Raw genomic sequence first — 26,309 nt, 5'->3', positions numbered from 1 at the left:
GAAGCTATAGCGGCTATGCCCTGCCATCACCGGCAGGGTGAAAATGGTGCCAAAGACGCCTCTGGCACATGAGATCAGACAGCAAGGTAGTCCAGTTTGACTGGGCGCATTATGACCTGGGGAAGCGATGCATCAGGCATATCACTTCCTTTTTAATGCGTTTGAGATTATTTGGGGTGCCACTTGTCGTCATCCCCTTTTTTATAAGTTTGTTTAACTGCGGACCAGGCAACTTTATGCGCGGTTTCTTCGCGCCCCTGATCGCCACGGCGGTCACTGGCATGTTTGTACTCTTCCCAGGCATGATTAAATGCCTCCCGGTAAATGGCCTGCGCGTGTTCAGGCAAGACATGTTGCACAGCATCAGGCAGTGAAGCGTTGTCTTTATAAGGCATAGCGTTCTCCTTCTGAAGGTTTGACGATTTCACCTGTTGGCAAAGTAAGTCTAGCGGCTACGCTTAAAGTTAGCGGCAGATAAAAGGGAACAGCGCCACACCAGCAGCAAAAAAAGAGTTAAGATTTTCATGGAAAAACTGGCAATAAAATTTACATAGCTTTTCAATTGGCAGTTACTGCGATAAGAACATACAACCCAATGTATTTGCTTATAATTTTAATAAAATATTACAAAAAATAGCCCTTGATTAATTATGCATTTCCTATAGATAACACCAACAAACACTCATCATGATACAAAAAGCAACTAAAGTTATATTTTTGTATCATTTGTACGTTTTATCATCTATAATCCGCGCAATATTACTGTTAGTTTTTATAGAGGTATCACCGTATCTTTTCGGAATGACGCAATGTTCTTCGTCAAGTTTATACCTTGATTATCAACATCATTTATAAGGAAAATAATCGCCATGGTGTCATCACAGGATCCACACAAGCAAAAATCCCGTCATAAAGAGTATTCTTTGGTATTCCCAATTGCTGCCCTTTGCGTTTTGCAGTTTTGGGGTAATAGCAGCGATTTCTCATTCGTGGTCGCTATCAATCTGTTGGCACTGGTCGGTATTCTGGCCAGTGCCTTTAGCGTAGTCCGTCACGCCGACGTTCTGGCCCACCGTCTGGGGGAACCCTATGGCTCACTGATCCTCAGTTTGTCGGTGGTGATCCTCGAAGTCAGCCTGATTTCCGCATTAATGGCTACCGGTGATGCCGCCCCGGCGCTAATGCGCGATACCCTGTTTTCCATCATTATGATTGTCTCTGCCGGTCTGGTCGGCTTTGCACTGCTGCTCGGTGGCCAAAAATTCGCTACCCAGTATGTCAATCTCGGTGGTATCAAGCAGTATCTGATGGCAATTTTCCCGTTGGCGGTGATTGTCCTCGTGCTACCCGCTGCCTTGCCGGGAGGTAATTTCACTACCGGACAGGCGCTGTTTGTGGCGGCCATTTCTGCCGCCATGTATGGTGTTTTTCTCCTGATCCAAACCAAAACCCACCAAAGCCTGTTTGTGTATGAACACGAAGACGAAGATGAATCAACACCGCACGGTAAACCCTCGTCCCATAAAAGCCTGACCCATGCTATCTGGCTGATTATTCATCTGGTACTGGTTATCGCCGTGACCAAGTTCAACGCTATTCCATTGGAAACGCTGTTGACCGATCTGCACGCTCCGGCGCAGTTCACCGGGTTCCTGGTGGCCTTGTTAATCCTGTCGCCAGAGGGGTTGGGGGCATTAAGAGCGGTATTAAAAAATCAGGTACAGCGGGCGATGAATCTGTTTTTTGGTTCAGTGTTGGCGACGATCTCCCTCACCGTGCCGGCAGTGACCATCATTGCCACCCTGACTGGCCAGCAGTTGCTGTTCAGCCTGGATCCGGCCAATATTGTCGTTATGCTGGCGGTGCTGATCCTTTGTCAGATCTCTTTCTCGACGGGGCGCACCAATGTGCTTAACGGTACTGCCCACCTGGCGCTGTTTTGTGCCTATATGATGATTATCATGCTCTGACCGCGCCACAGCCGGTTGCGCAGCGCCAAATAATAAAGGCCACTCAATGGAGTGGCCTTTAAACATAGCCGAGCTATCGGCTGCTATGGGTTTATTTCAGTCTACGCATAGGCATTCAGCGTGCGCTGGCACAGCTCCGAACGCACGCAGTCCTCTTTGGTAAAGCGTATGATGCCAATCATCTCGTCTTCCTGGAAGCGAGTTAATGCATCGCTAAGCCCTGATACCACACCGCGCGGTAAATCGCACTGGGTGATATCCCCGTTTACAATAACTGTGACATTTTCGCCAAGACGAGTCAGAAACATCTTCATCTGACTGGCGGTAACATTCTGGGCTTCGTCCAGGATCACCACCGCATTTTCGAAAGTGCGTCCGCGCATATAAGCGAATGGCGCAATTTCTACCTTACCTATTTCCGGTCGCAGACAATACTGCATAAAAGAAGAACCCAGTCGACGAACTAAAATGTCGTATACCGGCCGGAAATAAGGCGCGAATTTCTCCGAGATATCGCCGGGCAAGAAACCGAGATCTTCATCGGCTTGTAGCACCGGACGGGTGACAATAATCCTGTCTATCTCTTTATGTATTAACGCCTCGGCGGCTTTTGCTGCGCTAATAAATGTTTTACCGCAGCCTGCTTCGCCGGTGGCAAAAATCAACTGCTTATTCTCTATGGCTGATAAGTAATGACCCTGAGCTTCCGTACGCGCTTCGATAGTTGAGGTATCGCGAGAATCGCGAGCCATACCGATGGATTCCACACCGCCCATTTGTACCAGTGAGGTGACTGATTCTTCCTCACGTTGGCGGTGACTGCGTGAGTCGCGTCTAATAACACGTTTCGCTTCACGACGAGCTTTGATCACTGCTTTCTGTCTTCCCATAGTGGCACCTTACAGTTTGTTTCACTTAACGCCAAGGCATAGACCCGCGCGATTATGTTTCACATACAGATGAGGTTTTGGTCTCCTTTTAGACCAAGATGAGCCGATGAATAACGTGAAGAGGAAAATAAAGACATAAGGTTAATAAATAACCTGCTGCTCCATTTGTTTTCACGTGGAGGCATTGCCATTAATGACAAACCGCTGACCTTGCCAGTCAATAAGCCAGTAGAAAAACCACAGGAGAAGTATGCTGCATTCAGAGAAAGTTTCAGGTCAGTTAAAGAACAGGGTAGCTGAGCAGTCGTGGAAAAAGAGAAGAAAGAAGAACTGTACCGGGTAGATAAAAGAGAGTCGGCGGCTTGACCCTCGTCTGCTGATAAATCAGGACAACACGTGGTATTTGTTGAAGCTTTATTTTTACAACCTAGCCCAAATCTGGACTTTACCATTCGCCATCCCCGCAGTGTTATTTACGACCTTGGCCGTGCACTCGGTTATACACTTCGCTATGACCGCTGCTAAGGCGCTGGTATGAGGTTCTGCGTGCTGCATAAGGTTTCTCATGCCAGAAAATCATCCACTTACCGCCCTGCTGCTATCGTAACTCACTGGGTGTATAAACATCCGCTTTACTAAATTCTGCTGCTTATCATGCCGCCAGTTAATTTCAGTATAATGACATATCGCAACTTTGCTAGCGGTGTTACTTGAATGTAAAAAATTTATTTTAAGGAGTCAATAGGATCAGGGATCCTTTTTGGGATCGAAGGATCATTATTTTCACACTTCGCAGCGACAGGATGCTGGTTATTAATTAAGCAACTCAGTCAGACATTGCAGCAGTAGAAGGAAACACCTTTAACCGGGATTACAGGTTAACTCTGGGCTGTATAAGCCATGACCCTCTGCAAAAAATTTTATTTACTGTTTTTTAGATCTACTTCTCTGGTCATGGAAGCGATGCTGCACTCAATAAATTAACATTAAAATCAGATGGTTAATCAATATCAATCCACGTCTTCCCAAAAAAGGAACTTCTTATTTTTAGAAATCCACTTAGTGCTTTCGCTTATTTTTAGCTTTTTTTGCACACCTCAGGAGTGGAGTATGTCTTTATCACCCCCATCAGCCAGTAATCAAAATATCTTTTATTTATCCGCAAATAATAATCCGGCAGTACCGCAAAAGATCGATCAGCTACCCTCTCCGCAAGTAGCCCCAACAGCTCCCGAACAATCAACAAGCAATAATACCTGGACGGATACCGTCGGCCCCCATTTTCTTACCCGCCAGGCGGATGGCCGCTTACACTTTGCCCATGTCGATAATATCGCCCTGTCCGCTTACGCATTGCAATCCGGGGAAAGAGAGTCACGCGCAGTACAGGATCGCCCGCTAGGTAACAACCAGCTAGAGTCGGTATTTAATGTCTCCAGTAAAAAGACCGACCCGATAACCGGCCACCAGCTACAGTCAACCCGGCGCTATCTGGTGCAATGGCGCGAGTTTCCTATCCAGGAAACCTGGGAAAAGGCGCTAATCCAGCCGGGGTATCCACCGCTGAAAGTCGTGGCTAATCCGCAAAACGGCGGCTGGACGGTAGAAGCTAACGATTTTCTTCGCACCCTGGCACAGAATATCTATTTTTATCGCGGCGGGCCTGAGGCCGCCTCTTTAGATAAAGCAACCGGTCTGCGCCGAGAGGGGGAGATGATTTGGGTAGATATCAACGGCAGGTTATTTCCGGTGGCCGAACAGAAAAAAACTGTGCATATCACCCCTCCGTCAAGCCGAAGCAGTCTCGGCACTGCCACCGGTGGCCAGCAAAAAACCTTGAGTCAGCAAGTAAACGAATATTTTATTAAAACACCGGCGGATAAAAATATCATCGACTGGCCACCGTTGCCGGTCGTCAGAGACCGCGCCAGCGGCAAATGGACGCCGGTGCTGACTCCTGCTCATATCAATAGCCTGCTTGGCCTGCTGGGCAACGCCGGGCTATATGGCATTAGCCAGCATACCGCGCCCCGCCAACAGAGCCTGCCGTCGGGCTATACGCAGCTGCAGGTCGGTAACAACACCCTGCGCGTGGCCAACAATACGACAGTTACCCTGCCGGGTGTTTCTCTGCCCGCGGCAATACACCATCGCGGCCGGCTACCCCCGGTGCCGCTGGCATGGGACAATCTGCATAAAAGGTATTATATCCTTTCGGATCCACAGTCCTTTACCCGGCCGACCTATACCGAACGAGAGACCTGGGGAATACGCCTGCTGGTACTGGGTATGATGATCCGCGATCCGATTCATGCTTCCGTTGATCTGATCAAAGCCACCCTGGGTGATGCTGCCGCCCAGCAAAGGCTGGGACAATTGATCCAGACCGGCGTCTCTGACCAGGATAACAGCACTGGCGGAAAATTCGCCAGGGGGGCAGATAATGCCTTTAGCACCGTCTTTTTTAATCAGTCACCGAAAGGAGCAGTGGCCACCGAGGTTGTCAGTTGGATCACCACCGCCATTGGCAAGGCTTTGCTTAACCAGGAGTTAACTGCCGAAGAAATGCTGGGGTCCTATCAGTCGCTGCAGAATCTGCGTTATACCGTAGAAACTCCCGTGCAAGGACAAGGACAAATAGCGGGAGCAAAACAGTCGATCCCCGGCGTCCACTGGCTGGAGTCAAAAGTGGTGGATGCTCCGTCCCTGCAGCAAGACTGGCGATACAGCAATCTGTGGCGGCATCCGGATGGCAAAATCTACCTGAAAGAGAACGACCGACAATTACAGTATTTGCCGTTGATTGAAGAAAATAGCCTGACATTTAGCGAGTGGCGTCCGGCGGATAAAGGCGAAGGCCGCCATTTCACCAAAGGCACTGACGGTAAACTGCGTGAGATGACAGCAGACGAGATGCAGGCCTACCGGGCAGAGCAACCGACGGCGCAAGAGTTGTCGCAACGCAATGTGCAAGCCATCACCTTTAGCCATCGCGACGGCAGCCTAGGCCGTGGCTACGTGGAACCAGGCAATAATGCCGTCAAAGGGCTGTACCTGTTTGATCCTGCAACGCGAAGTTTTCGTCTCAGCGGTAAATCGGTGGATGCCAACGGCCGGGTTATCGGCCTGGCCGGAGGGATTAACCCGAATGAACGCACCTCGCCACAGCCCGGTAGCTCTCGCCAGACAGAACCAGCCGCCAGGCAATCCGCAGTGGATGACTATCCGCCAATATTAAATAAGGAGTTAAATCATGCGGAGCTACAGGAATTTTATAATATGCATTACGAAAGAGATATTATTTATGCCAGAGGCAGAGATGCGCTTATTGAAAGCCCCAGATTGCGCAAGGCCTTTGAAATTTTGAAAAACATCTCCGGGGAAGCGGCCAGTTTTACCGATAATGATTTCCAGAAAATCGCAGAGAAGCATTTTGGCAAACAAAATGTCGCGACCAAAGCTGAAGCGATGAAGAATATTGCCAATAATGTTTGGGAGAATTTTCATAAATATTATCCTGGCGGAGAATATGAAAAATTGATGTCGTTGGTCGATTTTAATGCCGCGGAGAGCCATGCTGCAGCAGCCAATATTGGTGGTAAAAATCTGGCGCAGCCTTTACTTGCCTTTAGTAAAACGGATTTCTCGACCGAACGAGCGCTGCCTAATCTCAACGCTGTAGAAACCGTGTTCCATGAGTTTACCCATATGGGGCAGGTTAATGCCATTACCCCTAACGGGGTGCAACGACGTTTTGCCACCCATGATTTTTGGTATGACAATGCCTCGCAAAGAAACCTTCCTGAATACAGGGAAATTTATTACAGTAACGACGCCGAAACCATATCCACCACGATAAGTGAATATGTAGATATTATGACCGAACAAAATATTTCCGCCCAACTAACGGAGGAAGAGTTTAGAAAAAATATCCTGCAAACCTATAAAAAAATAAAACATGACCCGGATGAGTTGGCCTTTTTCCAGGAAGGATTAAGGAGTGCATTGGCGGCTTTACATATCCCCATGGACTGGAATCAGCCCTTCGACCGTATTCTTGAATCAATTATTGTTGATCCGGAAAAGCGTAGTGCTATCGCTATATTCAATGCGGAAACAGTGACCCAGGCGCTAGCTGATTTATACAAAGATAAATTTGAAGAATTTTTTCCGCCTGAAGAAAAACACCTGCCGGAACCAGCAAGCGATGTTGAACGCGCACCGGTGACGGACAGTGAAGATAACGATATCGATGGGTTTAGCGATATAGAAGACAGCGACGCCAAATAAGATATACGGGTATCATTATCGCCCACAGTCTTGGCCGTGGGCGATGTAGAACAACGCTGACTCAGGCCTCGATCAACCCCTGCCCCAGGTAATGGTTTTCATCCACCGCCCCCGGCAGCACAAAGAAGAAGCCGCCGCCAATCGGACGGATATACTCTTCCAGCGCTTCGCCGTTAAGCCGTTTTTGTACGGTCAGAAAACCCTTTTCCAGATCGTGCTGGTAACAGATAAAAAGCAGCCCCATTTCCAGTTGCCCGGAACGCGTTACTCCCAGTGAATAACTGTAACCGCGGCGTAGCATCAGGTTCTCTTCTGTGGCTTTGGTGCGAGGATTCGCCAGACGGATATGGGCATCGAGCGGGATCACCTTGCCTTCGGGATCTTTACTGTAATCTGGCACATCATGCTCTTTTTCCATTCCCAAAGGTGCGCCGGTGGCTTTATGGCGACCAAAAATGGTTTGCTGTTCATGCAGCGGAGTACGATCCCAGGACTCGACGTGGAAAGGAATGATCCTTGCCGCCTGATAACTGCCCCCCAAAGTCCAGGCCGGTTCACCCTGGTCGGCGGTGACCCAGATGGCCTTATCCATTAATGGTTTATCCTGGGTATCGGGATTGGCCGTACCGTCTTTGAATCCCAGTAGATTAATCGGCGTTTCCTTGCCCTGACTACGCGCCGCATGGGAGGAGATAAAGCCGTCACGGCGCCAGCGGACGCTGAGCAAATCCGGCGTATGCTTGATAATATCACGCAGCGCGTGCAACACGGTGTCGGTATTATTGGCGCAGATTTGCAGCAGCATATCCCCGTGACACAGACTGGCATCCAGCGAATCATTAGGGAAGCGCTGCATTGGCTGCAGATGTTTCGGCTTTTGCGTCTGCAAGCCAAAGCGCTGATCGAACAAGGTATCGCCCACCGACAAGGTCAAGGTCAGATTATCGGGATAGATCTCGGGGCCCATAATACCGGAGTCCATCGGCGGAAAGCGGGCGTCAACGGAGGGCGCCACACCGCCGGTGGTTAAAAACTGAAAACGCGCAGTCAGCAGACGCAGCAGGCGTTCAAGATCGGCTTTATTGCCTGCCAGCACGTCAAAGGCGACCAGTGACATGGCAGACTGCTGCGGCGTCAGGATCCCGGCCTGATGGGCACCGTGAAAAGGCTGGCTGCTATTGCGTTCATCCGGGGAAACGGTACCGGGAGTATATTCTGCCTTGGCCCCGGGGGCCTCGGCGGCTTGCGTGCTGGCGGCTCGGCCAAAGGCTATCGCCCCGCCCAATAAACCCACGCCTTTAAGTAATCGACGGCGTGAAGAAGAAACATCAGCTGCATCAACTGCGGCATCATTAACCTGTGACCCTTGTTTTGGGTCAGCTTTATTATTCATTGCTGTGCCTCGAAACACCCGGTGGCGGCCACCGGGTGTAATATCAACGTAAAATTAATCCAGCCCCAATACGCCACGCAGTTTGGCCAGGTCCTCGGCTAATGTGGTGATCGGTCCTTTCATTGCTGTACGGTCGGCGTCGGAAAGTTTTTCATAGCTTTCATAGCCGTCTTTAGTACGATATTTATCCAACAGTGCATCGACGGTTTTAAAGTTGGTATCAATCTTGTCCAACAATGGTTTATCGGCTTTCACCAATAATGGACGCAGCAGGTTGACGATTTTTTGTGCACCATCAAGGTTGGCACGGAAATCCCACAAATCGCTGCGGCTGTAACGGTCCTCTTCGCCGCTGATTTTACTTGCAGCCACTTCTTCAATCAGGCCGGCCGCGCCGCCCACCACCTTGCTCGGCGGGAAGGTCAGATCGGTAATACGTTTTTGCAGATCAAGGGTATCGCTGTACAGCTTGTCAGCCAATGCGCCAGTGTCTTTGGTGGTTTTATCGGCAAAGAGGATTTTTTCCAAACGGTGGAAGCCAGTGAATTTCGGATCTTCGGCTTTTTTCTCAAAATCATCTTCGCGGGCGTCAATACTGCCGTCGAGGTCGGAGAACAGCTCGGCAATAGGCTCAATACGTTCGTAATACACACGTGTTGATGGATACAGCTGCTGCGCCAGTTTCAAATTGCCTTTTTTAATGGCGTCGGTAAAGGCTTTGGTATGGCTGACCAGTTCAGCCACCTGCTGCGTAACATAGACTTTATATTCGGCAATCGGCCCCACCAGCGCCATGGCATCAGGCTTGCTGCTGGCGTCACCCGCTGCGGTGACGGTGAGTTTACCTTTCGGATTGCTCAGCAAACCGCAGGTCATATCATATTCACCCGGCTCCAGCGTAGCGGTCATTTTCTGGGTAAAGCCCGGAGCCACGTTTTCACGTTCTTCTACCACCATCACCCCTTTAAGGATCTCCCACTCCAGTCCTTTCTGACTGGCGTTGTGGATCACAAACTGCGTTTTACCCGCAGGCAGCGTCAACTGCATAGGATCACACTGCTTATCGGTAACAGTGATGTTGACCTGAGGAATATCAGCGGCAAACAAACTGGCGCTAAACGAGAACGCCGGCAGTGACAATAAGGCAACCTGTAACGCTTTGCGGCGGAAAGTGGTGCGTAAATCAGACATGCTAAGACTCCCTGACGATAGTAAATTCTGTAAATTAATTGGCGACTAGAAGCCAAATTTAACGTGGTGTTTTTTGGCCCACTACCGTGGGAACCCTGCCCTGCGGCTTGGCCGGCATAAAGAAAAAGAACAGCGCCGGGATCAGATAAAGGAAATAGACACAGACTTCACTCACACTTGGTGTTTCCTGATAACCAAACATCCCTTCAAGCAGCGTCCCGAGCAGGGAATGGTTTGACAGTACGTTGCTTAAATCGAAGGCAATACCCTGCAGACCATTCCATAAACCTGCTTCATGGAAGGCACGCACCGCGCCTGCTGCCAAACCTGCGGCGACAAACAGAATAAACAGGCTGGTCCATTTGAAGAATTTAGCTAACTGAAGTTTGACACCGCCGAAGTACAGCAAAAAGCCGAGGATAATGGCCGCCACCAGGCCAAGGATCGCACCAATCGGTGCCTGGATCCCGACATCCTGCTGAAAAGCCGCCAGCAGAAAAAATACCGATTCCAGCCCTTCACGGGCCACGGCAAAGAACACCATGGCCACCAACGCCCATCCCTGACCACGCCCGGAGTTCAGAGCATTGTCAATCGCCCCTTCCAGATGCACCTTGATCGATCTGGAGACTTTGCGCATCCAGAACACCATATAAGTCAAAATGCACACCGCAACCACCGCGACCAGCGCTTCAAAGAGCTCTTGCTGCTTTTGCGGAAACTCTCCGCTGGTTTCGTTAATGGCAATGCCCAGCGCCAGGCAGAGTCCCGCCGCTGCAAATACGCCAATCCATACTGTGCCAAGCCAATGTCCGCGCTGCGTGCGCTTGAGGTAACTGGCGATCAGGCTGACGATCAGGGCGGCTTCCAGCCCTTCACGGAACATAATCAGAAAGGGAACAAACATGGTGGCAACTCCAAAATTCTTGATATGAACGACAAAACTTCAGCTATCTCACGGTAGGCGTAACGATAAAGACAGCTAAAATGAAAACGATTGTGATTATCATTCCATTGAAAATAAATACAAGTAAATTTGCTGCGATTTGCGTAAAGAGAAGTGTTTCAGAGAGTAACAGAATAAATGAAAATGCAACAAAATTGACAAAAAACTCACCTTTCCCGGGGAGAGCAGTTGAAATTATTAAAAAAAACGCGTCCTCCCCGACAGGAAAGACGCGTACTGACAATCACAGAACCTCATTAAGCTATTGAATTTTAAATTGTTTTAAATTCAGCTTCGGCCTGGGTAAAACGTTGCTCAACGGCCGGTGAAGGTTTACGCCCCAACAAACTGACCACCATAATCGCCAGGCTGGCGAAAATAAAGCCGGGGATAATTTCATATAAATTCAGCCAGGCGTACTGCTTCCACACCAGTACCGTCACCGCGCCCACCAGCATACCGGCCAGCGCGCCGTTGCGGGTCATCCGCGACCACATAACAGAAATAAGGATCACCGGCCCGAAGGCGGCACCAAAACCGGCCCATGCGTAGCTAACCAATCCCAACACCCGATTTTCCGGGTTAGCGGCAATGGCAATGGCGATTAACGCCACCAGCAACACCATCAAGCGGCCCACCCATACCAGCTCTTTTTGTCCGGCCCCTTGGCGCAGAAAGGCTTTGTATAAATCTTCAGTAATGGCGCTGGAACTCACCAGCAGTTGGCAACTGAGGGTGCTCATGACTGCCGCCAGGATCGCCGAAAGTAATACCCCGGCTATCCATGGGTTAAACAACAGTTTGGCCAACTCGATAAATACGCGCTCGCCGTTTTGGCTGACATTACCCGCCTGCCCTGGATTATTGGCAAACCAGGCAATGCCAAAATAACCGACGGCAATTGTGCCTGCCAAACACAACACCATCCAGGTCATGCTGATACGACGCGCCTGACGAATAGTACGATGGGAATCCGCTGCCATAAAACGCGCCAGAATATGCGGCTGGCCAAAATAACCCAGACCCCAGCCAAGCAGCGAGAGGATCGCTACCCAGTCCATGCCTTTAAACAAATCATTATATTGGGGATCTTTCGCCGCAATCACCAGCATGGAACTGCTGACACCGCCGACAGCGATAATCACGATCACCGGGGTGAGGATCAGCGCAAAAATCATCAACGTAGCCTGTACGGTATCGGTCCAGCTAACCGCCAAAAAACCGCCAATAAAGGTGTAAATGATGGTAGCCGCTGCACCAGCCCACAGCGCAGTACCGTAGCTTAAACCAAAGGTGCTTTCAAACAGACGCGCTCCGGCGACAATTCCCGATGCGCAATAGATGGTAAAAAATACCAGGATCACCAGCGCAGAGATAATGCGCAGCAGCTTGCTGCTATCCTCAAAGCGATGGGTAAAATAGTCTGGCAAGGTCAAGGCATTATGATTGGCTTCGGTATGTACGCGCAAACGTCCGGCCACCAGCTTCCAGTTAAGATAGGCACCTATGGTCAAACCAATGGCAATCCAGCTTTCGGAAATACCGGAGATAAAAATCGCTCCGGGTAATCCCATCAGCAACCAGCCACTCATATCTGAAGCCCCGGCAGAAAGTGCCGTCACCACGCTGCCAAGGCTGCGTCCACCGAGAATATAATCATCAAAATTTTTGGTACGTAAATAGGCAATGAGTCCAATCAGGATCATGCCAAAAATATAAACACAAAAAGTCACCAACATCGGTGTGTTCATGGTCATCCACGTTCTCCCTATTACTGTTATTATTTTTTGCTCTACCACACCAGGAGTGCGCCCTGTCCTCCGCGTTTCCCGGCGCGAGGATACTAGTCGCTCCCTCGCCTGAGGCCAAGTTTTTTAACCAGTTTATTCCGTCCGATGCTGGCCCGAGTGTCAGCTATGGCGTTAAAAATGTTAAAAGTTGTACTCACTTACCGTTCGAACACCCAGGCCAGACCGAAAAAGTCAATGTTAATTTATTGTTAGATAGCAGTAGGCGCAACTTTAATTTTGCACATTGTTTTAACATGGTTGCACAAAGTTGCAACTTAACCGATAGTACAGAAATTCTGGCAACTTGACTGATTCACGGAGCTTTCAGCTATGGCAACCACCACCACGATGGGCGTTAAACTGGATGAAACTACGCGCGACCGGATTAAAGCAGCAGCACAGGCTATCGACCGCACTCCCCACTGGCTCATTAAACAGGCGATCTACGCTTATCTGCAACAGCTGGAAAGCGGCGATACTTTGCCGGAATTGCCCGCAGGTGCCGGCAATAAAGTTGATGACCTTATCGCCGTGCCAACCGCTACGCAGCAACCCTTTCTTGATTTTGCCGAGCAAATCCATCCGCAGTCGGTGAGTCGTTCGGCGATAACTGCCGCCTATCGCCGGCCGGAAACCGACGCCGTTGCCATGCTGCTGGAGCAGGCACGCCTGCCGGAGCCGTTAAAACTCGACACTCACCAGTTGGCCTGGGATCTTGCCCATCGTCTGCGCAATCAGAAAAGTGCCAATGGTCGTGCCGGTATGGTGCAAAGTCTGCTGCAAGAATTCTCGCTCTCTTCCCTCGAGGGTGTCGCGCTTATGTGCCTGGCGGAAGCCTTGCTGCGAATTCCTGACCGGCCAACGCGTGATGCGCTGATCCGCGATAAAGTCAGTACCGGCAACTGGCATGCTCATCTTGGTCGCAGCCCGTCACTGTTTGTTAATGCCGCCACCTGGGGATTGCTGTTTACCGGCCGACTGGTGGCTACCCATAATGAAGCCACGCTCTCCAGCTCCCTTAACCGGATTATTGGCAAAAGCGGCGAACCGCTGATCCGCAAAGGGGTGGATATGGCGATGCGGCTAATGGGCGAGCAGTTTGTCACCGGTGAAACCATTGCCCAGGCGTTGGCGAACGCGCGCAAGCATGAAGATAAAGGCTTTCGCTATTCCTACGATATGCTTGGCGAAGCCGCGTTGACCGAAAAAGATGCCCAGGCTTATCTGCTCTCCTATCAGCAGGCGATCCACGCAATAGGTAAAGCCTCCAACGGGCGTGGCATCTATGAAGGGCCAGGTATTTCAATCAAGCTTTCTGCGCTGCATGCCCGCTATTGCCGCGCTCAGTACGAGCGTGTAATGGATGAACTTTATCCCCGCTTGCTGGCCTTGACGCTGCTGGCGCGGCAGTACGATATCGGCATTAATATTGATGCCGAGGAAGCCGATCGGCTGGAGGTTTCCCTCGATCTGCTGGAAAGACTCTGTTTTGAACCACAGTTGACCGGCTGGAACGGTATCGGCTTTGTGATCCAGGCCTACCAGAAACGGTGCCCGCTGGTTATCGACTACCTCAGTGAACTTGCCCAGCGCAGCCGCCGTCGCTTAATGGTGCGACTGGTCAAAGGTGCCTACTGGGACAGCGAAATCAAACGCGCGCAGGTGGAGGGTCTGGAAGACTATCCGGTCTATACCCGCAAGGTGTATACCGACGTCTCCTATCTGGCCTGCGCTCGCAAACTGCTGGCAGTGCCCAATCTGATCTATCCGCAATTTGCCACCCATAATGCCCATACGCTGGCGGCGATTTATCATTTGGCGGGCAATAATTACTATCCGGGACAGTATGAGTTCCAGTGCCTGCACGGTATGGGCGAACCTTTGTATGAGCAGGTGGTAGGCAAAGTGGCCGAAGGCAAACTCAACCGCCCTTGCCGTATTTATGCCCCGGTAGGCAGTCACGAAACGCTGCTGGCTTATCTGGTACGTCGCCTGTTGGAGAACGGTGCCAACACCTCGTTCGTTAATCGTATTGCCGATGCCAACCTGCCGCTGGGAGAACTGGTTGCCGATCCGGTCGAGGGAGTGGAGCGACTGGCCGCTGAAGAGGGACAGGTAGGTATGCCGCACCCGCGTATCGCGCTGCCGCACAACCTGTATGGGCATTATCGCCGCAACTCCGCCGGGCTGGATATGTCCAATGAACATCGCCTGGCCTCCCTGTCCAGTGCGCTGTTGACCAGCGGTGCCCAGATGCTCTATGCCCAACCCATGCTTGGCGTCACCCTGCCGCCGCCAGACTACTATGATGCCGCCTTTAGTGCAGTGGTTAATCCCGCCGACCCGCGCGATCGGATAGGCAGAGTACGGGAAGCCCGCGAAGATGAAATTGATTTGGCGCTGACCTGTGCCACTCAAGCTGGTGCAATCTGGGATGCCACGCCCCCCGGTGAGCGTGCGGCGATTTTGCAGCGCGCGGCGGAGTTAATGACCGCTCAAATGCAAAATCTGATCGGCGTGCTGGTGCGGGAAGCGGGAAAAACCTTTAATAACGCCATTGCCGAAGTACGCGAAGCAGTAGATTTTTTGCATTACTACGCCGCGCAGATCAGTGATGATTTCAGCAACGATAGCCATCGTCCGCTGGGACCGGTGGTATGCATCAGCCCGTGGAACTTTCCGCTGGCGATTTTTAGCGGGCAAATTGCCGCCGCGCTGGCTGCGGGTAACAGCGTGCTGGCCAAACCGGCGGAACAAACACCATTGGTCGCCGCGCTGGCAGTGACGATTTTTCATCAGGCCGGTGTTCCTGCCGGCGTGTTACAACTGCTGCCTGGACGTGGCGAAACCGTGGGGGCCCGTCTGGTCGAAGACTCCCGCGTCGCCGGCGTAGTCTTTACCGGCTCTACCGAGGTAGCGGCTGTATTGCAGCGCACGCTCGCCGGTCGCCTCGATGCGCAAGGTCATCCCACGCCGTTGATTGCCGAAACCGGTGGTCTCAATGCGATGATTGTCGACTCTTCGGCATTAACCGAGCAGGTAGTCAGCGATGTGCTGGCCTCGGCGTTTGACAGCGCCGGTCAGCGCTGTTCCGCCCTGCGTATTCTCTGTATTCAGCAAGAGGTGGCAGAACATACGTTGCAGATGCTGCGCGGTGCCATGGCTGAGTGTCGTATGGGCAACCCGGAACGCCTGTCCACCGATATTGGTCCGGTGATTGACGGCGAAGCCAAAAGCAATATCGAACAACATATCGAGGCGATGCGCTTAAAAGGCAGAAAGATCTACCAGGCAGTACAGGATAACCTCGAGGACAGCCAGGAGTGGCCATTTGGTAGCTTTGTCACCCCAACATTAATTGAACTGGATAGCCTGGATGAATTGCAAAAAGAGATCTTTGGCCCGGTATTACACGTGGTGCGCTATGCCCGTCAGGATCTTGACGCCCTGATCGCGCAAATCAATGCCGCCGGTTACGGCCTGACGCTGGGGATCCATACCCGTATCGATGAAACCATTTCTCGCGTTACCCAGGGTGCCAAAGTAGGCAATCTGTACGTTAACCGTAATATGGTCGGCGCGGTAGTCGGCGTGCAGCCGTTTGGCGGGGAAGGATTATCCGGTACCGGGCCAAAAGCCGGCGGACCGCTGTATCTCTACCGTCTGCTGGCCCAGCGTCCGACGCAGGCCGTCAGTCAGCGGTTAAATGCGAATATTGACTCAGTGCCGGTAGATAGCAGCCTGCGTGAAACTCTGTTGCTGCCACACCAGGCATTAAGCGCCTGGGCGGTCGATAAACCGAGCCTGGTGGCATTGTGTAACCAGTTTGCACAACAGGGTCAGGGCGGGACAGTGCGCACCCTGCCGGGCCCCACCGGAGAGCGCAATACCTATGCCCTGCTGCCGAGAGAGCGGGTGCTGGCGCTGGCCGACAACGTCGAGGATGCGTTGATCCAACTGGCTGCCGTCACTGCCACCGGCTGTCGCCTGCTGTGGCCAGAGGACGAGCTGCAACGCCAGTTATATCAACAATTGCCGGCCAGTGTGCAGGCACGCATTGATTTTACCGCCGACTGGCAGCAGGCCGAGCTGGCGTTTGATGCGGTAATATTTCACGGCGATGCCGATCAGTTGCGCGACCTGTGCCAAAGTGTCGCCCAGCGCGCGGGGCCGATTGTTTCGGTGCAGGGCTTTGCCCGCGGCGAGAGCAATATTCTGCTGGAACGTCTGCTACTGGAGCGGTCGCTAAGCGTCAATACGGCAGCGGCGGGAGGTAATGCCAGTTTGATGACCATCGGCTAAGTCAGGTTGACCGACCGGCTATTGTGCAGTGCTTTCTCCCCGGCAGCGATCGTCGCCGGGGAAAAAATAGGCACTATTTTTGTAGGAATTTTTCCAGAAACTGTTGGGTACGCGGGTGTTGTGGCGCAGCAAACAGCGCTTTCGCCGGGCCTTGTTCAACAATTTGGCCTTGATCCATAAAAATCGCCCTATCGGCCACGTCGCGGGCAAAGCCCATTTCATGGGTGACAATCACCATGGTGCGATGCTCAAGGGCCAGCGCCTTGATGGTGCTAAGCACTTCCCCCACCAGCTCGGGATCGAGGGCCGAGGTCGGTTCATCAAACAGGATCACTTGCGGATCCATGGCCAGCGCCCGGGCAATCGCCACACGTTGCTGCTGTCCCCCGGACAAGCGACGCGGATAAGCATTCTCTTTACCCGCCAGGCCGACTTTAGCCAACAGTTGCCGGGCATTTTCCTCAGCCTTGGCGCGCGGCTGGCCTTTGACTATCACCGGACCTTCGGTAATGTTATCGAGCACCGAACGATGGGGAAATAAATTAAAGTTCTGGAATACAAATCCCACCTGCTGGCGCAACTGGCGTACTTTCTCTTTCTGCTTGCTGATCGCAATGCTGGCATCAATTTCAATACTGCCGACGCTGATGGTGCCTGAATCCGGCACTTCCAGCAGGTTGATACTGCGTAACAGCGTGGTTTTACCCGAGCCACTTGGCCCGATAATCGCCACCACTTCCCCGGCGTTAACTTGCAGATCGATACCATGCAGCACCGTCTGACCATGAAATTTTTTCACCAGCTTTTTCACGTCAATGGTACTCATGATGGCTCCTGATCCTGGCGGTTAACGCGGGCTTCGAGACGATTTTGCAAGAAGGACAGCAAAGTGGCCAGCACCCAATAAATGACCGACGCCGCCAGGTACATGGTAAACACTTCCAGCGTGCGTGAGGTGACCAGCTGCGCCTGGCGAAACAGCTCAGGCACCTGAATGGTGGCCGCCAGAGAGGTATCCTTCACCAGGCCAATAAAACTGTTGCCCAACGGCGGCAATGCGGTGCGTGCCGCCTGCGGCAATACCACACGACGCAGAGTCTGCCAGCCATTCATGCCGATACTGGCGGCGGCTTCCCACTGCCCTTTATCAATCGAGGATATCGCCGCACGCAGCGTCTCGGATGTATAGGCTGCGGTATTGAGCGACAGACCAATCATCGCCGAAGGAATAGGATCAAGCTCGATACCAAACTGCGGCAGACCGTAGTAAATCATAAACAGCTGGGCAATCAGCGGCGTACCGCGAAAAATGGAGACATAAACACGTGACAGCCATGACAGCGGCCAGAAATGCGACAGACGCATCAGCGCCAGCAGAAAACCGAGCAATAAACCGAATACCATGCCTCCCAGACTGAGCTGGAGGGTAAACAGGGTTCCGGTTAATAAAAAAGGTGCTGAATCCAGCACCAGTTGAAGACTCTCTTGCATCAGGATAATGACCTTGCAGTATTGAGTATTATTTAGTGACGTCGGCGCCAAACCACTTGTTGGAGATTTTCGCCAGTGAACCGTCTTTTTGCATATCGGCAATCGCCTGGTTAATGGCAGCCAACAGCTCAGGGTTATTTTTACGCACAGCAATACCAGATTCCTGACGGGCAAATGGCTTACCGGCTACCGCCAGCGTATCACCGGTCTTTTTCACCAGATCCAGTGCTGCCAGGCGGTCGACCAGAATGGCGTCAATACGGCCTACACGCAGATCCTGATATTTGGTTGGGTCATCATCATAGGTACGCACATCAACGCCAGGCTGATTGGCACGCAACCATTGTTCATAGTTACTGCCCAAACCGACGCCGACTTTTTTGCCTTTCAGCGCATCGGCGTTGGCATATTGGCCTTCATTGCCTTTTTTGGTCAGCACCTGAATACCAGAAACGGTATAAGGCGTTGAGAAATCATATTTTTTCTGGCGCTCAGGGGAGATGGTCACCTGATTGATCACCACATCAATACGTTTTGATTCCAGTGCTGCCAGCATACCGTCCCATTTGGTTGGCGACAGCTTGGCTTTGACGCCCATATGCTGTGCCAGGGCATCGGCAAACTCGACTTCAAAGCCAGTCAGCTTGCCATCAGTACCCTGAAAACTGAACGGAGGATAGGTGCCTTCCAGTCCAACAATCAGCGTGCCACGCTGTTTGACTTTGCTTAACACATCTTCAGAAGCTGCAGAAGCGTGACCGATGATACCGGTGGTTAAGGTCACCGCCATCGCTCCCAGAAGTAAACGACGACGCAATGTAGAAAAAGCCATACTCACCTCATTCTTTTTTTATAGGTTCAGGAATAACTTGCCTGACCAGACTATGGCCAACAGCGCTGTCTATTCAACAGATTGCAGAGAGATAATCTGGTCGTATGTCAGCACATTAGCATTAAGCTGGCCATTTTTCTCAACCAACAATGGAATATCATCCCATAACCTTATCACTAATTATTATAAGATAAGGTTATATCATCTTTAGCCAAGCCGCCATTGCCAGCCAGGGTAAGTAATTAGCCCTGATAGGCAAACAGCGCAGGCGCACCACCGGTATGTACAAACAACACCGGTCCTTCACCCGGGATACGCTGTTGTGCCAGACCATCAAGTAAGCCAGCCATGGCTTTGCCGGTATATACCGGGTCAAGCAACATCGCTTCCTGCTCGGCCAGCAGTTTGATCGCGGCCAGACCGGCTTTATTGGGCTCGCCGTAGCGTGGCGCAAAGTATTCATCCCACAGGGTAATGTCCGGTGTCGGCCCTGTCAGCGATAAAGCCTGCATCAACTGTCCGGCAAGGGCTTCAACTTTAGGGCACTGGTCCTCTGCGCGGCGCGAGACGGTGACGCCAATCAGTTGGGTTTCCGGCATCAGCTCCCGTAGCGCCACTGCCAGTCCGGCGTGGGTACCGGCACTGCCGGAAGCCACCACCACGGCGCTGAAATCAACAAAACCGGCCGAGCTCTGTTCGGCAATTTCAATGGCACATTGTACGTAACCCAAGGCACCGAGGGCATTGGATCCGCCCACCGGGATCACATAGGGACGAAAGCCCTGGGCTTCGAGGCGGGTAGCCTGTTCGGCCAACTGCGCCATAGGGTCATGCAGCTCGTCGCACATTACGACTTCGGTATTAAACAGATCCAGCAGCAGACGATTGCCATTGCCAAGGTAATTTGCCGCATCGGTGCCAATCGGATTCTCCAACAGCGCCAGACATTTCAGGCCGAGTTTCGCCGCCACGGCCGCAGTTTGACGGACATGATTAGACTGAATGGCACCGGCGGTCACCAGCGTATCGGCCCCTTCTGCCATAGCGGCAGCGGCTAAAAACTCAAGCTTTCTCAGTTTGTTGCCACCAAGCGCCAAGGGCGTGACGTCATCACGTTTAATATAGATATCGCGTCCGACATAGTCGGAAAGGCGATGCAGCCGCTCAAGGGGCGTACTGTTACCAACCAGGTCAAGACGGGCAAAATTTTGTAGCTGATGTTTTAAATAAGCCAATGAAGATGAGTCAGATAAAGTTGCAGGCACGGTGTTCCCCCAAAGCAATGTTTTTTGGATGATAGGCTGGGTCGGAGTGGAAAAATGCAGATTTTAGTATATCAGTGAATGTCGTACAGATGAGCGGTGGTTATGCACAAAAAAAGCGGGCGTCGAAAGACGCCCACCCTGCTGACTATGACATTATTCTGTCTATCACGCGGGGTCTATGCCCGCTCGAGATAAACATTACCCGGCGTAGATTCTCTCTGCCAGGCGAGATACTGATCATATTTGCGCAGCGCAATTCGGTAGTTATCACCTGCCGCCACCGGAACATCGTCCATAATGCGCTGATGAATACTTTCCCCGGCAATTCTGTCACGAGGATAGTTATTCGCCGCCAAAATTTCATCCAGCCGGCGCAAACGCACCACATACTCGCGTACGGTACTGTGGTTCATTTCGGTCTGTTCAAACAAATACTGCTTAAAAGCAATAATGTCGAAATAGGAAGAATTACTGTTAAAAGAAATCTCACTACAGAAGCGGCACAATGCCGTCAGTTCCTGTGTAAGATTACGCCAGAGCTCTTCATCAATAGGCTGATCCATCTTGGCAATCGCCTCTTTATTGATGACCTGACCGCGAAAAACCAACGCCATTCGGTCAAGCTCTTTACCACATTGCGAACAATGCGTTTGGCTGTGTTTGTAATCTTTAAGATAACGGCTCAGAGGCCGTGTTTTGATTCCCGCTGGCATAATTTATTTCCTCTAATGGGATATAAAAGGACTAACCGGCCAGGGAAAAGCGGATCAGTGGTCATTGGCAAGCCGAGCTTTTAAACGCTTGATTGCCTGACTATGCAGTTGGCTCACACGGGACTCACCCACATCAAGCACTGCGCCAATCTCTTTTAAATTCAACTCTTCCTGGTAGTAAAGCGTCAATACCATTTTTTCCCGATCTGGTAATGCCTCAATGGCATCCATCACACGCTGGCGTAAATTGCCTTCCAACAAGTGATGTAACGGGTTGGCCTCTTCGTGCCCTTCCATCAATGCTTCTGCACTGTCACCATGCTCTTCTCGCCATTCGTCATACGAAAACAACTGGCTACTGTTGGTATCCATCAGGATCTGACGGTACTCCTCGATGGGGATCGCCAGGGCCTGCGCAATCTCGGTTTCACTCGGCACACGCCCGAGCTTTTGTTCGGCCAGGTGCATGGCCTGAGACACCTCACGCGCATTGCGCCGCACGCTGCGAGGCACCCAATCACGACTGCGCAGTTCATCGAGCATGGCGCCACGAATACGCTGGACGGCGTAAGTGGTAAATGCAGTGCCCTGCATGGCGTCGTAACGTTCTACGGCATTTAAAAGCCCAATACCTCCCGCCTGTAACAAGTCATCCAACTCCACGCTCGCGGGAAGCCTTACCTGCAAGCGCAGAGCCTCATGGCGCACTAAGGGAACATAGCGCTGCCATAAAGAATTTTTGTCTATCGTGCCTTCGGCTGTATAGAAATCGCTCACAGGGCCAAACCTAGTTTAGTAGTGGTATTGTCCCTATTATCACAACCTCAGACCTATCCAATCGCCAGAATAAGGACTGAAAAGCGCGGCTATTTGATTTATGTGATCCTCAACCCACCGCGCGCATTGCTCGCCGCTGCTTAAACCAGCAGGCGTACCACCGACAAGTCATCACCACGTTTGCACAGATCGATCTCATCCGAAAAATTTTGCTGTGCCGTCATTTCATGCTGACGAAAAGTCGAATAGCTATACATTACGTCAATAATATCGTCATCGGTCAGCTCCCCCTTGACAAGGGCTGTGGCGGAGAGCATTGATTTGATGAAGAAATAATCCGCCATAATCAAATACAAATCTTTTAGCAAAGAGCCTGTACGCTTAATGCCAAACTGATCGTGATAAAGCCGATATTGAAAAAAATTACGCAGAATATAAGGCCGCTGATTTAGCCACGGCAGCGCTATCTCATCCCAGGCAGATTTTAGGCGAGATAAGTTGGTGCTTAATTGTTGCTCAGACAAACCACCTGGAAAGAATTCATTGAGTGTAATCATATAACTAACCAATTTGGCCTGACCGCGTAAGCCTTTAATGATAAGTATATGCTTTTGTAAATTCATCAGTAGTTGTAACTCAAGAGTTTGCATCTCATTGATATTTTGCAATGATGCTGCCAACTGTCCGTTTTGCATTTGCAGCGTAATCGCCTGATAGGCGGCTTCCATACTCTGCAACTTGTTATCCAGCGTGCCCTGAGCTTTTTCAGCAGCAAGAATAAAATAGATGATAGCGTAGATATTATGTTCAACTCTAGGCTGAGGCACCAACATTAAATTGGCGCAAAACAAGTTAATCAAACGCCCTTCACTATCCGCAGCAGGTTGCGAATGATAACTGTCTTTAATATAACTACTGGTTTGATTTAATAGTGCATCAGGGGAAAACAGGATCTGTTTACTTGCCTCCGGGCAAGACATATTCAGGCTTTTTAATTCTTCATTTTTATAAACCTGATTGACTCGCGGATAAATAGTACATGTGTAGCTAAGCGCATCCGCCCCTAATTGTTTATGAACTTCACATAAGCGCTGTTCATTAAGGTAAAAACAGTTACCTTCACTATCCAGTGACATATTTGCCCAATGTTGGAAACTTTTTTTGCCCACTTTAATATGCTCCTGGGCAATCTTTCTAATATTGGGAATTTCACTCTTTAAATATTTATTATATGTGGTTTTATCGAGGGTGATTTCCCAACGTTTACAACAGTGATCGCGGCAAGCCGCACCAATACAACTAAAGCGTGTGACATAAGCAGGCTGACTAACCAGGATCTCTTTCATATTACTTCCTACGGTTTATTTACCATTGGATTAAAGAAGCGATAAATAATAGTCATACCATGTGATAAAAAGGCGACCGAATGGTCGCCTTTTGACGGCATTAACTCGGTAAAGAGTCTTATGCGTTCTGCAGCAGAGTCAATACACCCTGGGTGCTGGAGTTGGCTTTGCTCAGTACGGAGTTACCGGCCTGTTGCAGGATCTGGTCTTTGCTCATTGCAGAAACTTCAGTTGCGTAGTCGGCATCCTGAATACGGCTCTGTGCAGATTGCAGGTTAGTGGTGGTGTTGCTCAGGTTGGTGATAGCAGAGTCAAAACGGTTCTGCACGGCACCCAGCTGAGAACGGAAGGTGTCAATTTTGGCAATCGCAGCATCGATTTTTGCCAGTGGGTTGGTAGTTGCTGCACCAGAGAAAGTTGCAGTAGCAGATGCGCCACTCAGAACCAGAGTTGTACCTACAGTAGAAGTAGGTGTTGCAGCATTACTGTTAGCCAACACATCAACACCAGTAGTACCAGCTTTGTAGTTTTGGCCTTGAACGGTCACAAAACCTTCAGCATTGCCAGTAGCATCAGTCCCAACTTTAACCAGAACGCCACTTTGAGTAGCTGCAGTGGTTACACCGTTTGATGGGTCGGTGAAAGAAACATCAGAGGTGTTCAGAGTAACTTTACCAGTGGTAGAGTCAACAGAGGCTGCGTAGTAATCGCTACCAGATTTAACGGCATAGTTAGCAGTTGCTGCGCCGGTAGAGTCTTGAATGTTAACCAGAGACAGGCTGCTTGCGGCAACAGTTGAGCCGGTAGCAGTAGTCAGAGCAGTTGCTGCTGCTGACAGGTCAACAGTCTTAGGTGCTGCAGTAGTATCGCCGACCTGAGTAACAGCATCGCTGGTTTTCAGTGCGCTACCAGATACAGAGAAGCCTGACAGACCCAGAGTAGAAGAGTCAATCTGTTGCAGGTCGATATTGATGGACTGGCCATCGTTAGCGCCAACCTGGATAGACATGGTTTGGTTAGAAGCCAAAACTTTAACGCCGTTGAACTGAGTCTGACCAGATACGCGGTCGATTTCAGACAGACGTGATGTAATTTCGTCCTGGATTGAGGTCAAGTCAGAGCTTGAGTTGGTACCGTTGGCAGCCTGAACTGACAGTTCACGAATACGCTGCAAGTTGTTGTTTATTTCATCCAGTGAACCTTCAGTGGTCTGGGCAACGGAGATACCGTCGTTGGCGTTGCTTGACGCCTGAGTCAGACCATTGATGTTAGACTGGAAACGGTTTGCAATCGCCTGACCGGCAGCATCGTCTTTCGCACTGTTGATACGCAGACCTGAAGAAAGACGCTCAATGGCGGTGCTCAGTGCAGACTGGGATTTGTTCAGGTTCTGCTGAGTCATCAGGGACAGTGTGTTTGTGTTGATTACCATAGACATAAGAGTATTCCTTCAAAACTGGTTAAGGGTTTGGGCTTACTGCCCACGGCGTTCTTCACCGTCAAACCATGTATCGGCGCTATACCCCACAACCTTTAGAAAAAAATGCAAAATAATTAAAATTTCTTAGCGCGGGAAATACCCCTCCTTATTGCAGCTATTCCTGCCATTACTTTTTCACGCTTTCTATTAAACTTTTCCTCCGTCGTGCCGATAGGGCTTAAAGACACTTTCACACTGTAAAGGATTTATATGGCCACTATCTCTTCTTTAGGCATTGGTTCAGGGTTGGATCTCACCACATTACTTAGTAACCTGACCACGGCGGAAAACGCTCGCCTGACCCCAATTTCTACGCAGCAGTCAGCTTATAGTGCGAAACTGACCGCTTACGGCACCTTAAAAAGTGCGCTGCAAACTTTTGCTGATTCAAGCACGGCGCTGGGCAGTGCCAGCCTGTTTAAAACCACGTCTGCCACATCCAGCAGCACCTCATCATTTAGTGCTACCACCGATGCTACGGCTGCGGCTGGTACCTATAGTATTGCGGTAACTCAGTTGGCACAGGCGCAATCGCTGATCTCTGGCGTACAGACCGATAGCACCACGGCGATTGGTGCCACCACCACCAGCGGTAGCCGTACCCTGACCATTTCCCAGGGCACCGGCACCACGCCACTGACTGTTAACCTGACGGATTCGCAGACCTCATTGGGTGGCATTCGTGATGCCATCAATGCCGCTAATGGCGGGGTGACTGCCAGCGTTATTCAAGCATCTGATACCAGCTATCAGTTGGTATTGACCTCAAACAGTACCGGTACATCCAATGATATGACCGTTAGTGTTACCGGTGACGATACGCTGCAGGGCAAAATTGGCTACAACTCCACCAGCACGACCAATGGTATGACCGAGTCTGTTGCCGCCAAAAACGCCCTATTAACAGTCAATAATGTCTCCATTGAGCGTGCCAGCAATACCATCACCAATGCACCATCGGGCGTAACGCTTAATCTCACCGGGTTGACCTCTGGCACACAGACCCTGACGGTGGCCAAAGACAATAGTGCTGCCACCTCGGCGATCAATGCCTTTGTGACCAACTATAATGCGCTGGTCACCAGCATGGGCACCCTGACTAAATATACCCCGGTGGCAACAGGGGTAACTCAGGACAGTTCAAATGGCGCATTGATTGGCGATAGTACCTTGCGTGGTATTCAGACGCAGTTGGCATCGGCTATCACCAGCTCACAAGGTTCATCAGCCTACCCTTCACTGGCCAGTATTGGCATTACTACCGACCCAACTACCGGGCTGCTGACGGTTGATAGCACCAAATTGAGCACTGCTTTAAGCACCAATAGCACTGCCGTATCGCAAATGATTGTTGGTGATGGTAAAACTACCGGTGTCGCCACCATCGTTAACAATTTAAATACCAGTTTCTTATCAACTTCAGGCACGCTGACATCGGCAACAACCGGTGTTAATGACACACTAAAAGATCTGACCAAACAGTATAACGACACCAATAGCATTATCACCGATACCATTGCCCGTTATAAAACCCAGTTTACCGCTCTGGATGTGGCCATTCAGAAACTGAACAGCACCAGTTCTTATCTGACGCAGCAGTTCGCCACCACTAGCAGCACGACAGGATCGTAAT

General features: G+C 50.8%; 18 protein-coding genes. 4 read left to right on the top strand and 14 right to left on the bottom strand.

Going from position 1 to position 26,309, the window contains the following annotated elements; translation table 11 throughout:
* Window positions 1-167: 167 nt before the first annotated feature.
* Window positions 168-395, bottom strand: a complete 228-nt coding sequence (chaB, locus tag GW590_RS14790) for a putative cation transport regulator ChaB (RefSeq protein ID WP_169403814.1) — start codon at window positions 393-395, stop codon at window positions 168-170.
* Between the two features lie 474 nt (window positions 396-869).
* On the opposite strand from chaB, the gene chaA reads away from it, so the two are divergent.
* Window positions 870-1,970, top strand: a complete 1,101-nt coding sequence (gene chaA, locus GW590_RS14785) for a sodium-potassium/proton antiporter ChaA (RefSeq protein ID WP_169403813.1) — start codon at window positions 870-872, stop codon at window positions 1,968-1,970.
* Between the two features lie 101 nt (window positions 1,971-2,071).
* Here chaA and phoH read toward each other — a convergent pair whose 3' ends face one another.
* Window positions 2,072-2,860: a phosphate starvation-inducible protein PhoH gene (phoH, locus tag GW590_RS14780; RefSeq protein WP_169403812.1), complete on the bottom strand. Its 789-nt coding sequence runs from the start codon at window positions 2,858-2,860 to the stop codon at window positions 2,072-2,074.
* A 1,110-nt stretch (window positions 2,861-3,970) separates the two neighbouring features.
* On the opposite strand from phoH, the gene GW590_RS14775 reads away from it, so the two are divergent.
* Complete coding sequence (locus GW590_RS14775; RefSeq protein WP_169403811.1) at window positions 3,971-7,150, top strand: hypothetical protein; 3,180 nt, start codon at window positions 3,971-3,973, stop codon at window positions 7,148-7,150.
* Between the two features lie 61 nt (window positions 7,151-7,211).
* Here the strand turns inward: GW590_RS14775 and efeB are convergent, their stop codons facing one another.
* The 4 genes from efeB to putP form a co-directional block, all read right to left on the bottom strand.
* Window positions 7,212-8,543: an iron uptake transporter deferrochelatase/peroxidase subunit gene (gene efeB / locus GW590_RS14770; RefSeq protein ID WP_169403810.1), complete on the bottom strand. Its 1,332-nt coding sequence runs from the start codon at window positions 8,541-8,543 to the stop codon at window positions 7,212-7,214.
* A gap of 54 nt (window positions 8,544-8,597) precedes the next feature.
* Window positions 8,598-9,734 carry an iron uptake system protein EfeO gene (efeO, locus tag GW590_RS14765; protein ID WP_169403809.1) on the bottom strand — a complete coding sequence of 379 codons (1,137 nt, stop codon included), beginning with the start codon at window positions 9,732-9,734 and terminating at the stop codon, window positions 8,598-8,600.
* 58 nt (window positions 9,735-9,792) lie between these two features.
* Window positions 9,793-10,641, bottom strand: coding sequence for an iron uptake transporter permease EfeU (gene efeU / locus GW590_RS14760; RefSeq protein ID WP_169403808.1), 849 nt, complete (start codon window positions 10,639-10,641; stop codon window positions 9,793-9,795).
* A 311-nt stretch (window positions 10,642-10,952) separates the two neighbouring features.
* Entirely contained in the window at window positions 10,953-12,437 is a 1,485-nt protein-coding gene (putP, locus tag GW590_RS14755; protein ID WP_169403807.1) for a sodium/proline symporter PutP, read from the bottom strand.
* A gap of 363 nt (window positions 12,438-12,800) precedes the next feature.
* Here putP and putA point away from each other — a divergent pair, with 363 nt between their 5' ends.
* On the top strand, window positions 12,801-16,772 hold the full coding sequence (putA, locus tag GW590_RS14750; protein WP_211186785.1) for a trifunctional transcriptional regulator/proline dehydrogenase/L-glutamate gamma-semialdehyde dehydrogenase: 3,972 nt from the start codon (window positions 12,801-12,803) through the stop codon (window positions 16,770-16,772).
* A gap of 73 nt (window positions 16,773-16,845) precedes the next feature.
* Here putA and tcyN read toward each other — a convergent pair whose 3' ends face one another.
* From tcyN to GW590_RS14710, 8 genes are all read right to left on the bottom strand, one after another.
* Window positions 16,846-17,598: an L-cystine ABC transporter ATP-binding protein TcyN gene (gene tcyN, locus GW590_RS14745; protein WP_169403806.1), complete on the bottom strand. Its 753-nt coding sequence runs from the start codon at window positions 17,596-17,598 to the stop codon at window positions 16,846-16,848.
* A complete protein-coding gene (tcyL, locus tag GW590_RS14740) occupies window positions 17,595-18,263 on the bottom strand; it encodes a cystine ABC transporter permease (RefSeq protein ID WP_169403805.1) in 669 nt (222 codons plus the stop codon). The genes tcyN and tcyL overlap by 4 nt, the downstream gene beginning before the upstream one ends.
* A 28-nt stretch (window positions 18,264-18,291) precedes the next feature.
* Window positions 18,292-19,095, bottom strand: coding sequence for a cystine ABC transporter substrate-binding protein (tcyJ, locus tag GW590_RS14735; RefSeq protein WP_169403804.1), 804 nt, complete (start codon window positions 19,093-19,095; stop codon window positions 18,292-18,294).
* Window positions 19,096-19,337: 242 nt separating this feature from the next.
* Window positions 19,338-20,330: a D-cysteine desulfhydrase gene (locus GW590_RS14730; RefSeq protein WP_169403903.1), complete on the bottom strand. Its 993-nt coding sequence runs from the start codon at window positions 20,328-20,330 to the stop codon at window positions 19,338-19,340.
* Window positions 20,331-20,536: 206 nt separating this feature from the next.
* The gene (gene fliZ / locus GW590_RS14725) at window positions 20,537-21,073 is read right to left on the bottom strand and encodes a flagella biosynthesis regulatory protein FliZ (protein WP_169403803.1); all 537 of its coding nucleotides are present in this window, start codon (window positions 21,071-21,073) and stop codon (window positions 20,537-20,539) included.
* Between the two features lie 54 nt (window positions 21,074-21,127).
* The gene (locus GW590_RS14720; RefSeq protein ID WP_169403802.1) at window positions 21,128-21,850 is read right to left on the bottom strand and encodes an RNA polymerase sigma factor FliA; all 723 of its coding nucleotides are present in this window, start codon (window positions 21,848-21,850) and stop codon (window positions 21,128-21,130) included.
* 140 nt (window positions 21,851-21,990) lie between these two features.
* On the bottom strand, window positions 21,991-23,196 hold the full coding sequence (fliB, locus tag GW590_RS14715) for a flagellin lysine-N-methylase (protein ID WP_169403801.1): 1,206 nt from the start codon (window positions 23,194-23,196) through the stop codon (window positions 21,991-21,993).
* A gap of 118 nt (window positions 23,197-23,314) precedes the next feature.
* Entirely contained in the window at window positions 23,315-24,634 is a 1,320-nt protein-coding gene (locus GW590_RS14710) for a FliC/FljB family flagellin (protein ID WP_169403800.1), read from the bottom strand.
* A gap of 252 nt (window positions 24,635-24,886) precedes the next feature.
* On the opposite strand from GW590_RS14710, the gene fliD reads away from it, so the two are divergent.
* A complete protein-coding gene (fliD, locus tag GW590_RS14705; RefSeq protein WP_169403799.1) occupies window positions 24,887-26,308 on the top strand; it encodes a flagellar filament capping protein FliD in 1,422 nt (473 codons plus the stop codon).
* Window position 26,309 lies beyond the last annotated feature (1 nt).

This window comes from Rouxiella aceris, from assembly GCF_012933545.1.
GTDB classification, from domain to species: domain Bacteria; phylum Pseudomonadota; class Gammaproteobacteria; order Enterobacterales; family Enterobacteriaceae; genus Rouxiella; species Rouxiella aceris.
This window is presented reverse-complemented; position numbering and strand designations above follow the sequence as displayed.

Bases quoted from the DNA above. Each gene is read 5' to 3' on its own strand.
- chaB (WP_169403814.1), bottom strand. From the start codon at position 395: ATGCCTTATAAAGACAACGCTTCACTGCCTGATGCTGTGCAACATGTC.
- chaA (WP_169403813.1), top strand. From the start codon at position 870: ATGGTGTCATCACAGGATCCACACAAGCAAAAATCCCGTCATAAAGAG.
- phoH (WP_169403812.1), bottom strand. From the start codon at position 2,860: ATGGGAAGACAGAAAGCAGTGATCAAAGCTCGTCGTGAAGCGAAACGT.
- GW590_RS14775 (WP_169403811.1), top strand. From the start codon at position 3,971: ATGTCTTTATCACCCCCATCAGCCAGTAATCAAAATATCTTTTATTTA.
- efeB (WP_169403810.1), bottom strand. From the start codon at position 8,543: ATGAATAATAAAGCTGACCCAAAACAAGGGTCACAGGTTAATGATGCC.
- efeO (WP_169403809.1), bottom strand. From the start codon at position 9,734: ATGTCTGATTTACGCACCACTTTCCGCCGCAAAGCGTTACAGGTTGCC.
- efeU (WP_169403808.1), bottom strand. From the start codon at position 10,641: ATGTTTGTTCCCTTTCTGATTATGTTCCGTGAAGGGCTGGAAGCCGCC.
- putP (WP_169403807.1), bottom strand. From the start codon at position 12,437: ATGACCATGAACACACCGATGTTGGTGACTTTTTGTGTTTATATTTTT.
- putA (WP_211186785.1), top strand. From the start codon at position 12,801: ATGGCAACCACCACCACGATGGGCGTTAAACTGGATGAAACTACGCGC.
- tcyN (WP_169403806.1), bottom strand. From the start codon at position 17,598: ATGAGTACCATTGACGTGAAAAAGCTGGTGAAAAAATTTCATGGTCAG.
- tcyL (WP_169403805.1), bottom strand. From the start codon at position 18,263: ATGCAAGAGAGTCTTCAACTGGTGCTGGATTCAGCACCTTTTTTATTA.
- tcyJ (WP_169403804.1), bottom strand. From the start codon at position 19,095: ATGGCTTTTTCTACATTGCGTCGTCGTTTACTTCTGGGAGCGATGGCG.
- fliZ (WP_169403803.1), bottom strand. From the start codon at position 21,073: ATGCCAGCGGGAATCAAAACACGGCCTCTGAGCCGTTATCTTAAAGAT.
- fliB (WP_169403801.1), bottom strand. From the start codon at position 23,196: ATGAAAGAGATCCTGGTTAGTCAGCCTGCTTATGTCACACGCTTTAGT.
- GW590_RS14710 (WP_169403800.1), bottom strand. From the start codon at position 24,634: ATGTCTATGGTAATCAACACAAACACACTGTCCCTGATGACTCAGCAG.
- fliD (WP_169403799.1), top strand. From the start codon at position 24,887: ATGGCCACTATCTCTTCTTTAGGCATTGGTTCAGGGTTGGATCTCACC.